The organism is Streptococcus sp. Marseille-Q5112, from assembly GCF_916700555.1.
Lineage (GTDB): Bacteria > Bacillota > Bacilli > Lactobacillales > Streptococcaceae > Streptococcus > Streptococcus symci.
Window position 1 is genome coordinate 1 of the sequence record NZ_CAKAKP010000019.1, and the last position, 16705, is coordinate 16705.

At 38.2% G+C, this 16705-nt stretch carries 12 protein-coding genes and 1 pseudogene; 2 read left to right on the forward strand and 11 right to left on the reverse strand.

From position 1 onward, the window contains the following. The 8 genes and pseudogenes from LG372_RS09285 to gyrA form a co-directional block, all read right to left on the reverse strand. Positions 1–460 (reverse strand): annotated as a pseudogene (locus LG372_RS09285) (tetratricopeptide repeat protein); the annotation flags it as partial. Positions 461–800: 340 nt separating this feature from the next. After that, positions 801–1613, reverse strand: coding sequence for a hypothetical protein (locus LG372_RS09290; RefSeq protein WP_225742669.1), 813 nt, complete (start codon positions 1611–1613; stop codon positions 801–803). Next, positions 1597–2829, reverse strand: coding sequence for a hypothetical protein (locus LG372_RS09295; RefSeq protein ID WP_045606729.1), 1233 nt, complete (start codon positions 2827–2829; stop codon positions 1597–1599). The genes LG372_RS09290 and LG372_RS09295 overlap by 17 nt, the downstream gene beginning before the upstream one ends. A gap of 25 nt (positions 2830–2854) precedes the next feature. Next, positions 2855–4129 (reverse strand): DUF2130 domain-containing protein, encoded by a 1275-nt coding sequence (locus tag LG372_RS09300; RefSeq protein WP_225742670.1) that lies wholly within the window; start codon positions 4127–4129, stop codon positions 2855–2857. Positions 4130–4224: 95 nt separating this feature from the next. Further along, a complete protein-coding gene (locus tag LG372_RS09305) occupies positions 4225–5505 on the reverse strand; it encodes an O-acetylhomoserine aminocarboxypropyltransferase/cysteine synthase family protein (protein ID WP_042751050.1) in 1281 nt (426 codons plus the stop codon). A gap of 146 nt (positions 5506–5651) precedes the next feature. Then, the gene (locus LG372_RS09310; protein ID WP_000254773.1) at positions 5652–6449 is read right to left on the reverse strand and encodes a formate/nitrite transporter family protein; all 798 of its coding nucleotides are present in this window, start codon (positions 6447–6449) and stop codon (positions 5652–5654) included. A gap of 143 nt (positions 6450–6592) precedes the next feature. After that, positions 6593–7336, reverse strand: coding sequence for a class A sortase (locus LG372_RS09315; protein WP_033681684.1), 744 nt, complete (start codon positions 7334–7336; stop codon positions 6593–6595). Further along, positions 7336–9804, reverse strand: a complete 2469-nt coding sequence (gene gyrA / locus LG372_RS09320; protein WP_094753193.1) for a DNA gyrase subunit A — start codon at positions 9802–9804, stop codon at positions 7336–7338. The genes LG372_RS09315 and gyrA overlap by 1 nt, the downstream gene beginning before the upstream one ends. Before the next feature lie 193 nt (positions 9805–9997). Here gyrA and LG372_RS09325 point away from each other — a divergent pair, with 193 nt between their 5' ends. Then, entirely contained in the window at positions 9998–10984 is a 987-nt protein-coding gene (locus LG372_RS09325) for an L-lactate dehydrogenase (RefSeq protein WP_023942623.1), read from the forward strand. Between the two features lie 696 nt (positions 10985–11680). Here the strand turns inward: LG372_RS09325 and LG372_RS09330 are convergent. Both LG372_RS09330 and LG372_RS09335 read right to left on the reverse strand, forming a co-directional pair. After that, positions 11681–12916, reverse strand: coding sequence for a tetratricopeptide repeat protein (locus LG372_RS09330; protein ID WP_225742671.1), 1236 nt, complete (start codon positions 12914–12916; stop codon positions 11681–11683). Continuing rightward, complete coding sequence (locus LG372_RS09335; RefSeq protein ID WP_225742672.1) at positions 12906–14072, reverse strand: AI-2E family transporter; 1167 nt, start codon at positions 14070–14072, stop codon at positions 12906–12908. Before LG372_RS09335 ends, LG372_RS09330 begins: the two co-directional genes overlap by 11 nt. Before the next feature lie 153 nt (positions 14073–14225). Here LG372_RS09335 and LG372_RS09340 point away from each other — a divergent pair, with 153 nt between their 5' ends. Next, the gene (locus LG372_RS09340; RefSeq protein ID WP_070479286.1) at positions 14226–15239 is read left to right on the forward strand and encodes a lactonase family protein; all 1014 of its coding nucleotides are present in this window, start codon (positions 14226–14228) and stop codon (positions 15237–15239) included. Between the two features lie 282 nt (positions 15240–15521). Here the strand turns inward: LG372_RS09340 and tuf are convergent, their stop codons facing one another. Continuing rightward, complete coding sequence (gene tuf, locus LG372_RS09345; protein ID WP_413252017.1) at positions 15522–16655, reverse strand: elongation factor Tu; 1134 nt, start codon at positions 16653–16655, stop codon at positions 15522–15524. Positions 16656–16705 lie beyond the last annotated feature (50 nt).

Below are 16705 nucleotides of genomic sequence, written 5' to 3' on the forward strand. Positions count from 1 at the left end.
CTATAAATACGATGTTTAGTTCATAAATACGTTTCAAATTCAATTTAGAACTTGTAACTCTTATTCGTTCAGCATATTGGATTGCCTCACTAAAATTCCCTTGATAGAAAGCACACCTAGCTAAACCCAGATTTAAGGCATTTAAATTCCCTGTTTTATTATCAGGCCGCCTTTCATAAGTTTCAGTTAAAAGAGAAATATATTTTATAAAATTCACTTGCTCGTATAAAATAACTTCTGCAACGTGATTTACTAAAAAATGAGTTATTACAACGATAATAGTCAGTAATGTTAGAAATATGAGCAATAATGTAGTAACGACGGTTGATTTTACGAATAATAAACTAAGTGCTGTTGCAATAATTGTCCAACGTAGATAAAATAAAATAAAAACCTCCAGTATACTGCAGATTCGAATTGATGACCAATTCGAGATATTCTTAGAAATATTATCTAACATAAAAAACTCCTATAAAAAATTACAAACTAATTTATACAAACAAACTAGCTAAATAAGCTAGTAAAGCACCTCCAGCTGTGACAAGTCCCCGCCAAAGAAGAATGCAGTAGCTACTACAACTCCAATTACTACTTCCTTAGGATGCTCTACAACCCAATTAAAAGCAATACCAACTACCTCACCAGTTGTATTAAAAGTACCACTAACTACCTCACCAGTTGTATTAAAAATTTGAGTGAGATGATCTATCGTTCTTACCCCCGTCTCATTAGTAGTTTTAACTGTTGCGTAGTCTTGTTTGACCTGGTTACTCTCTTTTACTTAATTTAAACGAAAGGTACTAGGAAACATTATTACTTCCTAAATATTTCTTCGCTTCCTGTACACAAAAGAGTTCTGGATTTTCATGGGCGATACTTTCAAACAGACTACGGGTACGTTCTTCATCACCTTTTAGCTGAGCATTGAGAGCTCCGTAATAAGAGAACATGATTCGAGCTAATTTATTTTCTGGTTCGGTGGTGTCGAAGTAGTCGTTCGCTTCTTTATTGAACACAATATCTTTTATGGCTTGAGCTTTAGCAACGAGTTTAGCCTTACCATCTTTCGAATCTGGCGCCTTGGACAATTGTTCCTCAAAGAAAGCAATATTTTGCTCATCTTGAATATGGATAGAAGATAGAAAATTATAATATAATTTCTTCAATTCAAATATTTTTCTATTTTTTTTAGAAATATTAGAAAGATTGATATTTGAATATTGACTAAGTGATAATAAAAAATCTCCTCTGAGGTAAGATAATTCTCCTGTGATTAATTCAAAACTTACTTCATTAAATTTCTTATTAAACTTATTGGAATGACTAACATTGTATTCAAAGAAAAATTGATATTTCTTAAAATCAATCAAAACCACCTTCCAATATAGAAGAACTTTCCATGTCAATAAATTTAAAAAGATGCCAATAACTATAAATAATACCGACAAAAATAACAGATAACGTACTGCAATAATATTCTGTTTAAACAATAAAAACAAACCCAAAATTGCTATATAAACTGCAACAACTAATAAATATGTAGATAATCGAATACAAATATTATAAAGAAATTTTACATCTTTATTTGCTAATAATTTAATTAAGCTTTTCAATTTTATAAAAATCCTCCAAATAAAATTGTTTACTAGATTCTCTCTGTAAAAAATTTTCAAAATCACCTTCATCTTCAACTATTGTATACATTCCGTTGTTCACTATAAAATATTCATTATTGATCATGTAGTGTCCATCGGAGAGTCCTGAAAAATCAATGTCATCTAACTTCAATTTGTCACGTTCACTAAGTGTTAAACATAAACGAAGGGCTCCCTCTTTCATATAGTCTTTAAGAGAAATTGCTGCATATCCTCCAAATGCTTGTTTTTCTGGACTAGATGAGTTTTGATTTTGAACTGCTTTTTCTTTAATAAAAGAAGTGACTCTAAATGAACGTGATATTTGAAAACCTGGGCTAGCTAATGGTTGATCTTCAGCATCAAATACAGATAAATCATAACCTTTCTTTTTAATAGCATCTTCTACTACTGACCTAAAATCTTTTAGAACTATTTGAGCTTCATCACTTGAAACAGCATTTTTTATAAATTCCTTTAGGCCGTAGTCTTGATCAATGAAAGTAACATATTTCAATTTTTGACGCGTGTACTTAGCACCCACTTTTATGGTAACTCCCTTATCGAAAACATCAAAGACACCTACATCGGAAATATTACTATCATAGTATGAAGACTTAAGTGTTAATTCGTAGTTCAAATCCCTAGAATGATAAAACTCTTGTAATTGTTGTACTTTGGCATTATTTCTCAAGTAAGTTTGAATTTCACTGCCTAGAAATGGAGAAAGAGTTCCCGCTAATACTATAATGACTACAAATCTACTCACTTTTTGATTGTACTCAACCTTTTGATAAATCCAATCTAAATACGGAAATAAAAATAATGAAAAAATGAAACTCCAAAGGTCAATATCTTTTATAAAGTCAAAGGAAACGATCATTTTAAATCTTAGCACAAACATCAGAAAAATTGCTAAAAAAATATTGCCAATCAATAGGAATGCAATCAGACATTTCGTTCGATTTTTTGCCTTTATCACATAAGTTATACCTACAATAAGATTGGCTAAAAAGCTAATTCCGTAGCCTAAGACTGTTGGAACAAGGCCAAAAACACCAAATAATAAACTATATCTTGAGTCTGAGTCACCTACCCCTTCAATATTTAAAAGACCATATAGGAGATTAAGAAGAAACACAACTAGTGGTAAATATGCAATATAGATATCCGAAAATTTCAAAGTTTTTTTCATAGGAACTCCTGTTTCTAAGGTAATACTACTCCCCCTGCAGCGCTTCAAACTTCGCTTTCATAGTTGGATTTTTCCGGGTCAATTTTTTAACAGAAACATCTTCCAATTTGTTGTTAGCTAGACGGAGTTGGTTTTCTGATGTGGTTAGGAACTTCTTAACCTCTTCCATGCGTTTGATGGCCTTGTCGATTTCATCAATAGCTTTGCCAAAGTTGGTCGAAGCAGAGTTGTAGTTCTTGGCAAAAGCTAGTTTAAAGGCGTCCAAATCTTCCTCAAAATGCGTAATGTCAATATTTTGTTCCCGAACCAAGGCCAACTCCTGCTTATATTTTAGAGAATTAAGCGCAGCATTTCTCAAAAGCCCAATCAACTGGATAAAGAACTGAGGGCGAACCACATACATCTTTTCATACTCGTGACTAACGTCAACAATCCCTGTGTTAAAGTAGTCATTATCGGCCTCAAGCATAGTCACCAAAACCGCATATTCACAGTTCTTTTCACGACGGTCCTTGTCCAATTCCTTGTAAAAATCTGCATTCTTGTGCTTCTTCTCTGTTCCATCAGCTTCATTTTTCATCTCAAACATGATGGAAATGATTTCGACCCCATTTTCATCACATTCACGGAAGATAAAGTCCCCCTTAGACCCACGCGCAGAAACCTTGTTATCCTTTTCAAAGTAAGCATTTGGAAAGGCAAAACTACGGACCTTGTTAAACTCACTCTCTGCATAGTGTTCCAGACTTTCCCCGATAGCTTTTGTCGATTGTTGGGCTTTGAAATTCTTATAAAATTCAACTTGTTCACTTGCTGCCTTGAGCTGAGCTTCATAGTTTTGTTTAACAGAAGCAAGAGAAAGCTCGTTTTCTTTTTCTTGTAAAAGAAGTTGATTTTTAACCTGATCTCGTTCTTTTTCTAGGTCAGAAAGGGTCTTTTGGAGTTGATTTTCATGCTCTAAACGCAAGGTCGACAATTGGTTTTCTAAGGCCTGTACTTCCTTATCCTTAGCCAATAAAGCCTCATGACTTGTCTGTTCAACCTCTTTCTTTGCCAATTCTTTTTCTGTATCAAAATTTTGGATTTGACTCTGTAATTGAGCAATTTCTTGGTCTTTTTGAGCTAGTTTAGACTGTTGTTCATTCATGGCTTTTTGCTCTGCCAAAGCCAGTTCCTGCTTCATGCGATCGTGCAATTCCTTATCAAACTCTGCTGTTCTCACTTGGGACAAAAGTTCGGCATACTGACTTTCATTTACTGTAAAGACTTCCCCACAGTTGGGACATTTGATTTCGTTCATATCGTTCCTCTTTCTAGACTTCTGTAACCATTATATCATGCCTGAGGGAAAATCAAAAACAGTGAGTCGAAACCCACTGTTTATCTTCTTTTTCTTTAAATTTTTTCCAAGGCCAAGCGCAAATCTTCGATCAAATCATCTACATTTTCAAGTCCTATTGACAAACGAATTTGGTTTGGTGTGACACCTGCTGCTTCTAGGTCTTTTTCTGACAATTGACCGTGAGTGGTTGTTGCTGGATGGACAACAAGAGACTTGGCATCTGCCACGTTTGCAAGGTCAGAGAAGATTTCTAAATGATCAATTACCTTGCGTGCTTCTGCCTCTCCACCTTTGACATGGAAGGTAAAGATTGAACCCACACCTTTTGGCAAGTATTTCTCAGCCAAGGCATGGTAAGGACTATCTGCTAGTTTTGGATAATTGACCTTTTCTACCTTAGGATGGTTGACAAGGAAATCAACAATTTTCTCTGCATTTTGTACATGACGTTCCACACGAAGAGAAAGGGTTTCAAGTCCTTGGAGTAAGAGAAAGGCATTAAATGGTGACAAGGCTGCACCTGTATCACGAAGCAATTGAACACGGACAGCGATAATAAAGGCTGCTGCCCCCACATCACGAGTATAGCTCAAGTTGTGATAGCTTGGGTCTTCCTCAACAAATTGAGGGAATTTTCCTGAAGCTGCCCAATCAAAACGCCCGCTATCGACAATCACTCCTCCAATTGTCGTACCATGTCCACCGATAAACTTAGTCGCAGAGTGAATGGCAATATCTACACCGTGAGAAAAAACGTTAATCAAATAAGGTGTAGCAAAGGTATTATCGGAAACAAGTGGAATCTGATGTTTATGAGCAATCTCAGCCAATTTTTCCAAGTCAGGAATGTTAATCAAGGGATTGCCCAAGGTTTCAATCAATACAAGCTTGGTATTGTCTTTGATCGCTGCTTCCACTTCCTCTAAATTATCCACATCCACAAAGGTTGTTGTGATACCATAACGAGGAAGGGTTTCTTTCAAGAGGTTGAAAGTCCCGCCGTAAATAGTTGATGCCGCTACTACATGATCACCAGCATGAGCAAGCGCCAAAATCGTATAAGTCACTGCAGCCATACCTGATGCGGTTGCAAGAGCTCCGACACCACCTTCAAGAGCAGCGATTCTTTCTTCAAAGGCAGCTGTTGTAGGGTTTGTGATACGAGTATAGATGTTCCCTGGTTTTCTCAAGGCAAACAAATCGGCACCTTCCTGCGTGTCATCAAAAACAAAGGATGTTGTCTGATAAATTGGCACTGCACGAGACTTGGTAGCTGGATCCACAACTTGACCAGCATGTAGTTGCAAAGTTTCAAATTTAAAATCACGAGTCATAAGGCGACCTCCAAATAGTTTGATTAAGGATATTGTAGCACCTTAAGGTATAGTTTACAAATATCAGTTTTCTATATTTTGATATAAGAAATAGCTATTACCCTATTTTAAAAACGAAAAAGCACGACTTAATCGTGCTCATTTTCTTAATCTACGTAAGTATCTTCATTTTTATTGAGGAAGGCATATGGAAGACCCATCAAGAGGCCTCCTCCGATAAAGTTTCCAATGAAGGTTACACCCCAGTGACGAAGCATATTTCCAACACCGAAGTTAGCAATTGAATCCGCAGCAACACTGAATTTTACAATCGCGAAAGAAGCAAAGTTCGCAGCGATGTGCTCGTTTGTTAAGAATACAAACATGTAAATCGCTGATAAAACGAGCCATAGTTTAGCACCACCATCTTTGACCAAAACAAATGAAAGAATCGCAATATTAACGAAAATATTTGCCAAAATCGCCTCAAGCAAGATTAATTCATTTGAACGGCCTAACTTCATCTCAACAACACCTGAGATGAAGCTATCGTGAGTTAGATGTGCATAGGCTGCCGAATGAGCAAAGCCCCAACCTGCTATCAAGGCCCCGATAAGGTTGAACAAGGTACAGTAAAGTAAAATCTCAGCTGTTTTTCTCCAAGAGATTTTTTTCAAGAAACTACCAGCAGTTAAGAACATCATGTTTGATGTTACCAACTCGGCATTCAAGAAAACAATGTAGGCCAATCCCCAAGCAAAGACAAATGGGAATAGGAAGCGTCCACTACCCGGTGCAATTTTATTAATCAAGTCAGCTCCAACTGCACCTGCAGCTGTACTGAAGGTTAAAAATGCACCTGCGAACATCGAACGAATCGCATACTTAAATTTGCTTTGACTATAAAGACTTTCTTTCTTCTTGCAAGCAAATTCAATCTTTGAGATAAATTCTGAAGAAACCATAATAAACTCCTAAAACTTTTATTTGTGATAATTATATCACAAACTTTAGAATTAAGGAAACGTTTTCTGTATTTCATAAAAGTTTATTTTACGAAAATATTAAAAGAATCAATGAAACTTAATCTTCACTGATTCTTTTAGAACTAATAAAATTGTTTATATGGTTGATTGAAGGCTGTCAAAATTTCGTCAGATGTTTGTGAATAATCTTTTGTTTCTTTCAAATCACCCTTTACAATGATCCGCTCAGTAGCTGCTGCATCCTCACAAGTTACTAAAGTAATTTCATCAACACCAGTTCGGTCATCAATTTCATCTACTCTATCTGGTGTAACTCGTTTCACTTCACTAATTTCATAGGTATACACTTTATTCTTATCTGTCAAGTGAATTTTCATCCCTTTTTTCGCACGATCTAGTGGAGAAAAAAGCATCTGACTAGCATTATCACCTGTGAAAATATGATGGCTAGCTAATGAATAATTCCCTTTACCCATTTCTTGGTCACGCTTCATGGTACCCGCACCATATAAAAGATTAACATTTGCAATCCCCTTAAAGATAGGTAAATTAATTTCAAGCTCAGGTATTGCAATTCCTCCAATAACAGGTAATTTTTGATTATCCCATTGAGAGGCTAAAACAGCTTCAGAGGAAATGGCTTTTACTGAATCAAAATCAAAATTTCCCTCTGTGTCCTGATTTTCTTCTATTTTTTCTTTTGATACTTGACTAACTTGGTATTTATTACTATTCCAAGCAATAAATGCATCACGAATCTTTGCATTAAAAATCAAAGCAATAGAGATCAGTATGAGGAATACAGCCAAGATATTTGTCAGCAGATTTTTTCGTTTGATTTTCTTATTATTCTTTTTATGAGACATTATGCTTCACCTTCTGTTTCGTTTTCTGTCCCAACTTCTTCTTTCTCTGCGGCTGCCACTGTTGTAAAGGTTACAATTTTGGCATCTTGATCCAGGCGCATCACCTTAACTCCCATAGTTGAGCGACCTGTTTGTGAAATATTAGCAACATTGGTTCGAATCATGACACCAGTATCAGTGATAATCATCAAATCTTCATCACCTTTAACTGTCATAAGACCAGCAAGGGAACCATTCTTTTCAGTAATTTTAGCAGTTTGCATCCCTTTACCACCACGACCTTTTGTTGGATATTCAGTCGCAACTGTGCGCTTACCATATCCTTTTTCAGTGATGATAAGAACCTCGTCCTGATCTGTGATTACACTAGCACCAACTACTGTGTCCCCCTCACGGAGATTAACACCTTTCACACCCGTAGCGATACGACTCATTCCCCGAACGGCTGATTGATTAAAGCGAACTGCATAACCAAACTTGGTACCAATGATAATATCCGTATCTTCTTCTGTCAACAAGACATTAATCAACTCATCTTCATCTTTCAGATTCAGTGCTTTAAGTCCATTTTGACGAATGTTAGCAAATTCCTTGACGCTGGTTCTCTTCACAATGCCATGACGGGTTGTGAAGAAAAGGTAAGCATCATCACTGCGTTCAGATTCAACATTGATGATAGTCTGAATACTTTCGCCTTCATCCAGTTTTAAAAGATTGACAATCGGCAATCCCTTGGCTGTACGGCCATATTCAGGAATTTCATAACCTTTAAGACGATAAACACGTCCTTTATTTGTAAAGAAGAGCAAATGATCATGCGTGCTAGTTGATACTAACTCACGAACAAAGTCGTCATCCTTAACACCTGTACCTTGGACACCACGACCACCACGTTTTTGAGCAGTGAACTCAGCTTGGTCCAGACGTTTGATGTAACCCTTGTTAGACAGTGTAATTAAGACATCCGATTCTTCAATCAAATCCTCATCTTCGAGGCTTAAGACTTCACCGACCATCAATTCAGTACGACGTTGGTCACCAAATTTACGTTTAACTTCGTCTAATTCATCTTTGATGATCTGTGAAACACGTTCCGGCTTAGCAAGAATATCTGCTAAATCGGCAATCAGAGCCAAGAGATCATCATACTCAGACTGAATCTTATCACGTTCCAAACCTGTCAAACGACGAAGACGCATATCAAGAATGGCTTGACTTTGACGTTCAGATAACTTGAATTTACTCATCAACTCAGCTTGTGCTTCCGCATCCGTTTCACTAGCACGGATGATACGAATCACTTCGTCGATGTGGTCTAGCGCAATCAAGAGACCTTCTAAAATATGAGCACGCGCTTCTGCTTTTTCCTTATCAAAACGAGTACGACGAACAACCACTTCTTTTTGGTGTTCGATATAAGCATCCAAAATCTGACGAAGAGACAAAATCTTCGGCACCCCATTTTGGATAGCAAGCATATTGAAACCAAAGTTGGTTTGCATCTGGGTCATCTTGAAGAGATTATTAAGGATGACATTGGCTGAGGCATCGCGCTTGACTTCGATAACAAATCGAACACCTTCACGGTTTGACTCATCACGTACTGCTGTGATGCCCTCAATGCGTTTTTCCTGAACCAAACGAACAATATGCTCATGCACCTTGGTTTTATTAACCATATAAGGAAATTCTGTTACAACGATGCGCTCACGGCCAGTCTTAGTTTCTTCAATTTCAGTACGAGAACGAAGAACAATAGAACCTTTACCAGTTTCGTAAGCCTTATGAATGCCTGATTTCCCCATAACCAGGGCACCAGTTGGAAAATCTGGCCCAGGCAAGACTTCCATCAAATCCTTAGTGGTCACTTCAGGATTGTCCATGACCAACTTCACAGCATCAATAGTTTCACCCAAGTTATGAGGTGGAATATTGGTCGCCATACCGACAGCGATACCAGTAGCTCCATTAACTAAAAGATTTGGAAAACGAGCTGGAAGGACTAAAGGTTCACGTTCATTGGCATCATAGTTATCAACGAAATCAACTGTATTTTTGTTGATATCACGAAGCATCTCCAGAGCAATCTTGCTCATACGTGCCTCAGTATAACGCTGGGCGGCAGCACCATCACCATCCATGGAACCAAAGTTCCCATGACCATCTACAAGCATGTAACGGTAACTCCACCATTGAGCCATACGGACCATGGCTTCATAGATAGAGGAATCCCCGTGTGGGTGATATTTACCCATAACATCCCCTGTAATACGAGCAGATTTTTTATGAGGTTTATCTGGAGTAACACCCAATTCATTCATTCCGTAGAGAATCCGACGGTGAACAGGTTTCAAGCCATCTCGAACATCAGGAAGGGCCCGCGCTACGATAACACTCATGGCGTAGTCGATAAAGCTCGTCTTCATCTCCTTTGTCAGATTGACATTCACTAAATTTTTATCCTGCATTAATAAATGCCTCATTTCACTATTAGTATAAAATATATTATACCATAATGTCCGCCATATTTCAGGTATCTAAAACCACTAAAACGTTTACATCAAGAACTGCAAAGCATATCCGTGACAAAGCTTTTTAAAAGTGATAGAATTGAAATAACTGGGGAAATCCCTGAATAAAATTAAGGAGATGTTTAGAATAATGACTTCAACTAAACAACACAAAAAAGTTATCCTTGTCGGTGATGGTGCTGTAGGTTCTTCTTACGCTTTTGCACTTGTTAACCAAGGAATTGCACAAGAGCTTGGAATTATCGAAATTCCACAATTGCATGAAAAAGCTGTTGGTGACGCGCTTGACCTTAGTCACGCCCTTGCTTTCACTTCACCTAAAAAAATCTATGCAGCTCAATACTCTGACTGTGCAGACGCTGACCTTGTTGTGATTACTGCAGGTGCGCCTCAAAAACCAGGTGAAACTCGTCTTGACCTTGTAGGTAAAAACCTTGCTATCAACAAATCAATCGTAACTCAAGTTGTTGAATCAGGTTTCAAAGGTATCTTCCTTGTTGCTGCTAACCCAGTTGACGTCTTGACTTACTCAACATGGAAATTCTCTGGATTCCCTAAAGAACGCGTTATCGGTTCAGGAACTTCACTTGACTCAGCTCGTTTCCGTCAAGCACTTGCTGAAAAATTGGATGTTGATGCTCGTTCAGTGCACGCCTACATCATGGGTGAACACGGTGACTCTGAGTTCGCTGTTTGGTCACACGCTAACATCGCTGGTGTAAACCTTGAAGAATTCCTTAAAGACACTCAAAATGTTCAAGAAGCTGAATTGATTGAATTGTTCGAAGGTGTTCGTGACGCAGCTTACACAATCATCAACAAAAAAGGTGCAACATACTACGGTATCGCAGTAGCTCTTGCTCGTATTACTAAAGCAATCCTTGACGATGAAAACGCAGTACTTCCACTTTCAGTATTCCAAGAAGGTCAATACGGAGTTAAAAACGTCTTTATCGGTCAACCAGCTGTTGTTGGTGCACATGGTATTGTTCGTCCAGTAAATATCCCATTGAACGACGCAGAAACTCAAAAAATGCAAGCATCTGCTAAAGAATTACAAGCTATCATTGACGAAGCATGGAAAAACCCAGAATTCCAAGAAGCTTCTAAAAACTAATTGTAACTAGGTTCTCATTAAATGAGAACTCCATACCGAAGACAAACATTATTCTAGTGTTTGTCTTTTTTATTTCTCCAGATCTCCTATCCTTAAAAAATTTGAAACCTCTACAAAATACTTTTCAATGCAAAACAAAAAACTTTCCCTCCCTGTTTTCCTTGCTTTTTCCGAACTAAGTCAATCTTAACTTCCAGTTACTCACTTATAAACTTAGCTTGATTATCAACACTTTGTGAGTATATTTGTGGTTATTGGATACGATTTAGTCATAGATGAAGGAAAATCAATAACTTGTCCAATCTGACTAAGAAAATGTTCTTGCGGAACGAGTTCATCTAGCGTGTAAAAGACAACCTGATTGCGGTTATTGTCTGGATTTTCTTTATGAAACATAGGAAACATCTCACAACTTTTCTGACATCTATTATACGACTTTAGAAAAAATGCCCTTAGAAACTTTTAATCTAAGGGCTTTGTTTTCAGTCTGAGTTTCTTATAAAATGAGAACTTTTCTTTTTATTGTTATAAAATCTAAGATTGTGCTTTTAAAAATATTACTTATCTCACTTCTTATGTATTGTATTGTAAATTCGAATACAAACACAATAACTCAAATATACTCTCACCATACAATAGATAAAATAACCTGTAGATGATACTATGAAAAATGATAAGATATAGCTTTAAAACATTTTATTCCTGCAATCTCTCATACAATTCTTGCATTTGTACATCATCTGGAACCAGTTTTAAGTAAGCTTGCGCATTGACTTTTGCTTCTTCAAAATAACCCAATTCACGTAAGAGATAGATATAGTGTTCCAGAAACTCTGGATTATCCTTTAAATCTCCTGCCAACTCTTGATAATGCTCGTAGGCAGTATCCAAATCGTCCATTTCTTGATAGGAACGAGCAATCATCCACTTGGTCAAAAGATTTTCTGGCTCCTCACTTTGTAAATCTAGAATGTCTTCATAACGCTCCTGCTCTAGATAGATAGTGGCTAGACGGAGTAAGATTTCTTCCGTATCCTCAGCATCTTCTTTTGCAGTAAGGAGATAGTTCTCTGCTCCACTAGCATCATGTGATTCATAAGAAAATTGTGAAGCGGCTAGCAGGAGACGAGTTTCAAAGGGATTTTTCTCCAAACCTTGCTTAGCAATACGCAGGGCTTCTTGAACTTGATGTTCCTTATGTAAGGCCTGACTGTAACCATACTCATAGCCTTCAAAATCAGGTGAAATGGTATCAAGCTGCTTAAAGTAGAGGACAGCTTTTTGGTATTCTTCTCTATCAAAGTAAAGACTGGCCAACTCAAAAGCAGTTAGGTCATCGTATTCTAACTCCAGAGCTTTTTCTAAAAACTCTGTAGCTGTTTCAAATTTCCCTAACTGGGCATAGGCAAAGCCAATCCGTTGATAGGTGGAAATGCCCGTTTGCTCATAAATAGTACGATTATCTAATTGCGAATAGCCTTGAATAGCTTCTTGGTAATTTTCCAACTCACTATCCAACTCTGCTAAGCCCAATATCAAGAGAGGATCCTCTGAGTAGGTCAAGGCCTCCAATAATTTCTCACGCGCCACATCTGTCAAACCTTCCAGCTGGTAAAGGTCTGCCTTCAGAACCAAAGCAGAAACATACCAGTCACTGTCGGGTTGGATTTCCTCTAGATAAGCAAAAGCTTCTTCGATTTGACCATCCTCGCTAGCAATTGCTGCTAGATTTAGATGAACCTCTGGAAAATCCTCTACGATTTTCAGGTAAATTTCCTTGGCCTGAGGATAGAAACCAATTCCTTCTAGATAGGTAGCTAACTCATAAAGAAGCTCACTTGAATCATTTTCTAAAGCTTTGACCAAATAGTGCTCAGCCTTGGTTAAATCTTGTTCCTCCAAAGCCTGTAGCATCTGTTGACTATTGTTCACTCTTGACTTCCTCTCCTTCTAGTTCATATAGGCCACTGACTACCTTATACCATTCAAAAATGGCTGAAATGACAACTTTAGCAGAGGCATAAACCGGAATACCGAGTAAAACTCCCCAAATACCAAACATTGATCCTGAAGTTAACAAGACAAAGAGAACATTAATGGGATGAATGTTTAATTGACTTCCCAAAATCAATGGAGACACAAAACGGCCCTCAATAGTTTGTTCTACAATAAAGACAATTAAAACTTTTAAAAGCATGACTGGCCCAGCAATCAAGCCCAATACTAAGGCAGGGAGCATGGCTAGGAAGCTACCAAGATAAGGAACCAGATTTAAAATACCAGCAGTAACACCCAGCGTAACCGCATAGCGTAGACCGATAATCTTGAAAAAGATGATAAACATTACTGCTACAATAATAGCTACTGTCACTTGCCCTCGAACATAGTTGGACAACTGTTGATTCACATCTGATAAAACTTGTCCAACAGGTTCCTTCAATTTTGTTGGCATGAATTGGGTCAAATAGTTGCGCAAACCTTTCCCATCACGCAAAAGATAAAAGAGCATGAACGGAACGATAATCAAGGCAACAATCACTTGAGATGCCCCGCTAATAAAGGCGCTCACCCAGTTGACTGCCTGATAAGAAACCTTACTTGCCCAAACTGTAGCCTGGCTAGAAAAATTGGTCAAAACTTGCTCTAACTGAGGTCTGAAATCATCTGGTAAACGCTTGGTTACCAAATCATCAATAACTCGATCAGCATCTTCAAGGTATACTGGAACATTCTTAGCAAATGTTAAAACCTGCCGTTGCAGATTTGGAATAGCGACTGCCAATCCCCAAATGATAAAGAGAGCGATGATCACAAAGACAATACTGATTGCTATGACGCGATTAATCTTATGCTTCTCCAACCAATCAACAATGGGATTCAGTAAATAGTATAGTAAACCAGATAGAATGACTGGCAACATCACGACTGCCAAAAAGTCTAAAACAGGTGAAAATAGAAAACTAATCTTGCTTAAAATAAAAAGATTTAAGCCAAGTAACAAGGTTACCAAAAATACCGTAATTGCCTTGTTATCCAAAAACCACTTGAAAAACCAAGATAGGCTAAAATGTTTCTCTTTTTGCTCCATAAATACTTCCTTTCTATTGTTCTCTCATTATACCATTTTTAAATCAAAATAACTCTTTTTTAAAGTGCTTACATACCATTGAATTGCACCGCATAGCATATTATAAATTAATTTTGTGATATAATAGACTTATCTTTATAAAGAGGTATAGTCATGAAAGAAACTGTTTATTTTGGAACTTATACGCGTCGGACTTCCCAAGGGATTTACAAGGCAGACTTTGATACAGAAACTGGTCAGCTTTCAAATTTAGAACTTTTTGCACCTGAACCAAGTCCGACCTACCTTGCCTTTGACCAGCACCAACATTTATACACTGTTGGTAGCCAAGACGATAAGGGAGGAATCGCTGCCTATCAAACTGACGGTACCTTATTAAATCATGTCGTGGAAGAGGGAGCACCCCACTGTTATGTTGCCGTTGATGAAAAGCGTGATTTAGTGTACGCAGCAAACTACCACAAGGGACAGGTCTTTGTTTATAAACGTCAGGAAGATGGTCGTCTTCTACTTAGTGATGTGGATCAACACAGTGGCCAAGGTCCACATGAAAATCAAGCTTCTCCACATGTTCACTATACAGATTTAACACCTGACCACTATCTAGTGACTTGTGACTTGGGAACTGACCAAGTCATCACTTATGATCTTGATCAAGAAGGAAAATTATCTAAACTCTATACCTATCACAGCCAGCCAGGAGCAGGCTCACGCCATATTATTTTCCATAACCATTATAAAATCGCTTATCTCATTTGCGAACTCAATAGCACTATCGAGGTTCTAATCTACGATGGTGTTGGCGAATTTGAACGCATGCAAGTCATTTCAACTCTACCAGACGGTTATGAGGGCTTTAATGGTACTGCTGCTATTCGTCTCTCTAAAGACGGTAAATACCTCTACGCTTCTAACCGTGGTCATGATTCTATCGCAGTATATACAATTCTTGCGGATGGTAGCTTAGAGTTGTTAGAAATCGTTCCGACACATGGTCAGACTCCACGTGATTTTGATTTGACGCCGGATCAAGAATTTGTCATTGCTGTCCATCAGGACTCTGACAATGCAACCGTCTTTAAACGCAATCCTGAAACTGGTCGTCTAGCAGAACTTTCTAATGACTTCCATGTCCCAGAAGCGGTCTGCATCAGTTTTGCTAATTAATATGATTATAACTGACCAACTAACGGAGCTACACACCAAAGACAAACATCATTTTAGTGTTTGTCTTTTTTATATCTACAAATTACTCCCCCAAAAAAAGATGGAATCTTTCTCAAAACAATTTTTCCATGAAAAGTAAAAATATTTCACAGCCATCATTTATTTGTCTCACACCTAACGGAGCTAGACGGACTAATAGTGACATAATGAAAAAGAATCTTGCAAAGCAAGATTCTTTTAGTGTCTGACTTAAATAATTGTTCTTCTGGGAACTAAATCGAATTAAGCTTCGATTTCTGTAACCATACCTGAACCAACAGTACGTCCACCCTCACGGATAGAGAATGTAGTACCTTGTTCTACGGCGATTGGGTGGATCAACTCAACGTCGATTGTCACGTTATCACCAGGCATTACCATTTCAGTACCTGCTGGAAGTTCGATTGAACCTGTAACGTCAGTAGTACGGAAGTAGAATTGTGGACGGTAGTTGTTGAAGAATGGAGTGTGACGTCCACCTTCTTCTTTAGTAAGGATGTAAACTTCACCTTTGAATTTAGTGTGTGGGTTGATTGAACCTGGTTTAGCGATAACTTGTCCACGTTCGATTTCGTCACGTTGAACACCACGAAGAAGGACACCTACGTTATCTCCGGCAAGACCTTCGTCAAGTTGTTTACGGAACATTTCAACACCAGTAACAACTGCTTTTTGAGTTTCTTCTTTGATACCAACGATTTCGATTTCGTCGTTGACTTTAACGATACCACGGTCGATACGTCCTGAAGCAACTGTACCACGTCCAGTGATTGAGAATACGTCTTCGACTGGAAGAAGCAATGGTTTGTCAGTGTCACGTTCTGGTTCTGGGATGTACTCATCAACTGTGTTCATCAATTCCATAACGATGTCTTCGTATTTAGTGTCACCTTCAAGGGCTTTAAGAGCTGAACCTTGGATAACTGGAAGATCGTCACCTGGGAAGTCGTATTCTGACAATAGGTCACGGATTTCCATTTCAACCAATTCAAGCAATTCTTCGTCGTCAACCAAGTCAACTTTGTTCATGAAGACGATAAGGTGTTTAACACCAACCTGACGTGAAAGAAGGATGTGCTCACGAGTTTGTGGCATTGGTCCGTCAGTTGAAGCTACTACAAGGATAGCTCCGTCCATTTGAGCGGCACCAGTGATCATGTTTTTAACGTAGTCCGCGTGTCCTGGAGCGTCGATGTGAGCGTAGTGACGTTTTTCAGTTTCGTACTCAACATGCGCAGTGTTGATTGTGATACCGCGTTCGCGTTCTTCTGGAGCAGCATCGATAGACGCATAGTCTTTAGGTTGCAAAAGCTGGCTGCGACGGAATCGTGGGTCACCATGAGAATGGTGGTTTCTTCCACTTGATTCATTTCGGATAATTTTTGCATCAAAATGGTCGCATTTTTTGAATCCAAAGCCCCTGTGGG

What these genes read in the sequence shown, in the direction of transcription:
- LG372_RS09300 (WP_225742670.1), bottom strand. Translation starts at nt 4,129, where the DNA reads ATGAACGAAATCAAATGTCCCAACTGTGGGGAAGTCTTTACAGTAAAT.
- LG372_RS09310 (WP_000254773.1), bottom strand. Translation starts at nt 6,449, where the DNA reads ATGGTTTCTTCAGAATTTATCTCAAAGATTGAATTTGCTTGCAAGAAG.
- LG372_RS09335 (WP_225742672.1), bottom strand. Translation starts at nt 14,072, where the DNA reads ATGGAGCAAAAAGAGAAACATTTTAGCCTATCTTGGTTTTTCAAGTGG.
- LG372_RS09315 (WP_033681684.1), bottom strand. Translation starts at nt 7,336, where the DNA reads ATGTCTCATAAAAAGAATAATAAGAAAATCAAACGAAAAAATCTGCTG.
- LG372_RS09340 (WP_070479286.1), top strand. Translation starts at nt 14,226, where the DNA reads ATGAAAGAAACTGTTTATTTTGGAACTTATACGCGTCGGACTTCCCAA.
- LG372_RS09325 (WP_023942623.1), top strand. Translation starts at nt 9,998, where the DNA reads ATGACTTCAACTAAACAACACAAAAAAGTTATCCTTGTCGGTGATGGT.
- gyrA (WP_094753193.1), bottom strand. Translation starts at nt 9,804, where the DNA reads ATGCAGGATAAAAATTTAGTGAATGTCAATCTGACAAAGGAGATGAAG.
- LG372_RS09295 (WP_045606729.1), bottom strand. Translation starts at nt 2,829, where the DNA reads ATGAAAAAAACTTTGAAATTTTCGGATATCTATATTGCATATTTACCA.
- LG372_RS09305 (WP_042751050.1), bottom strand. Translation starts at nt 5,505, where the DNA reads ATGACTCGTGATTTTAAATTTGAAACTTTGCAACTACATGCTGGTCAA.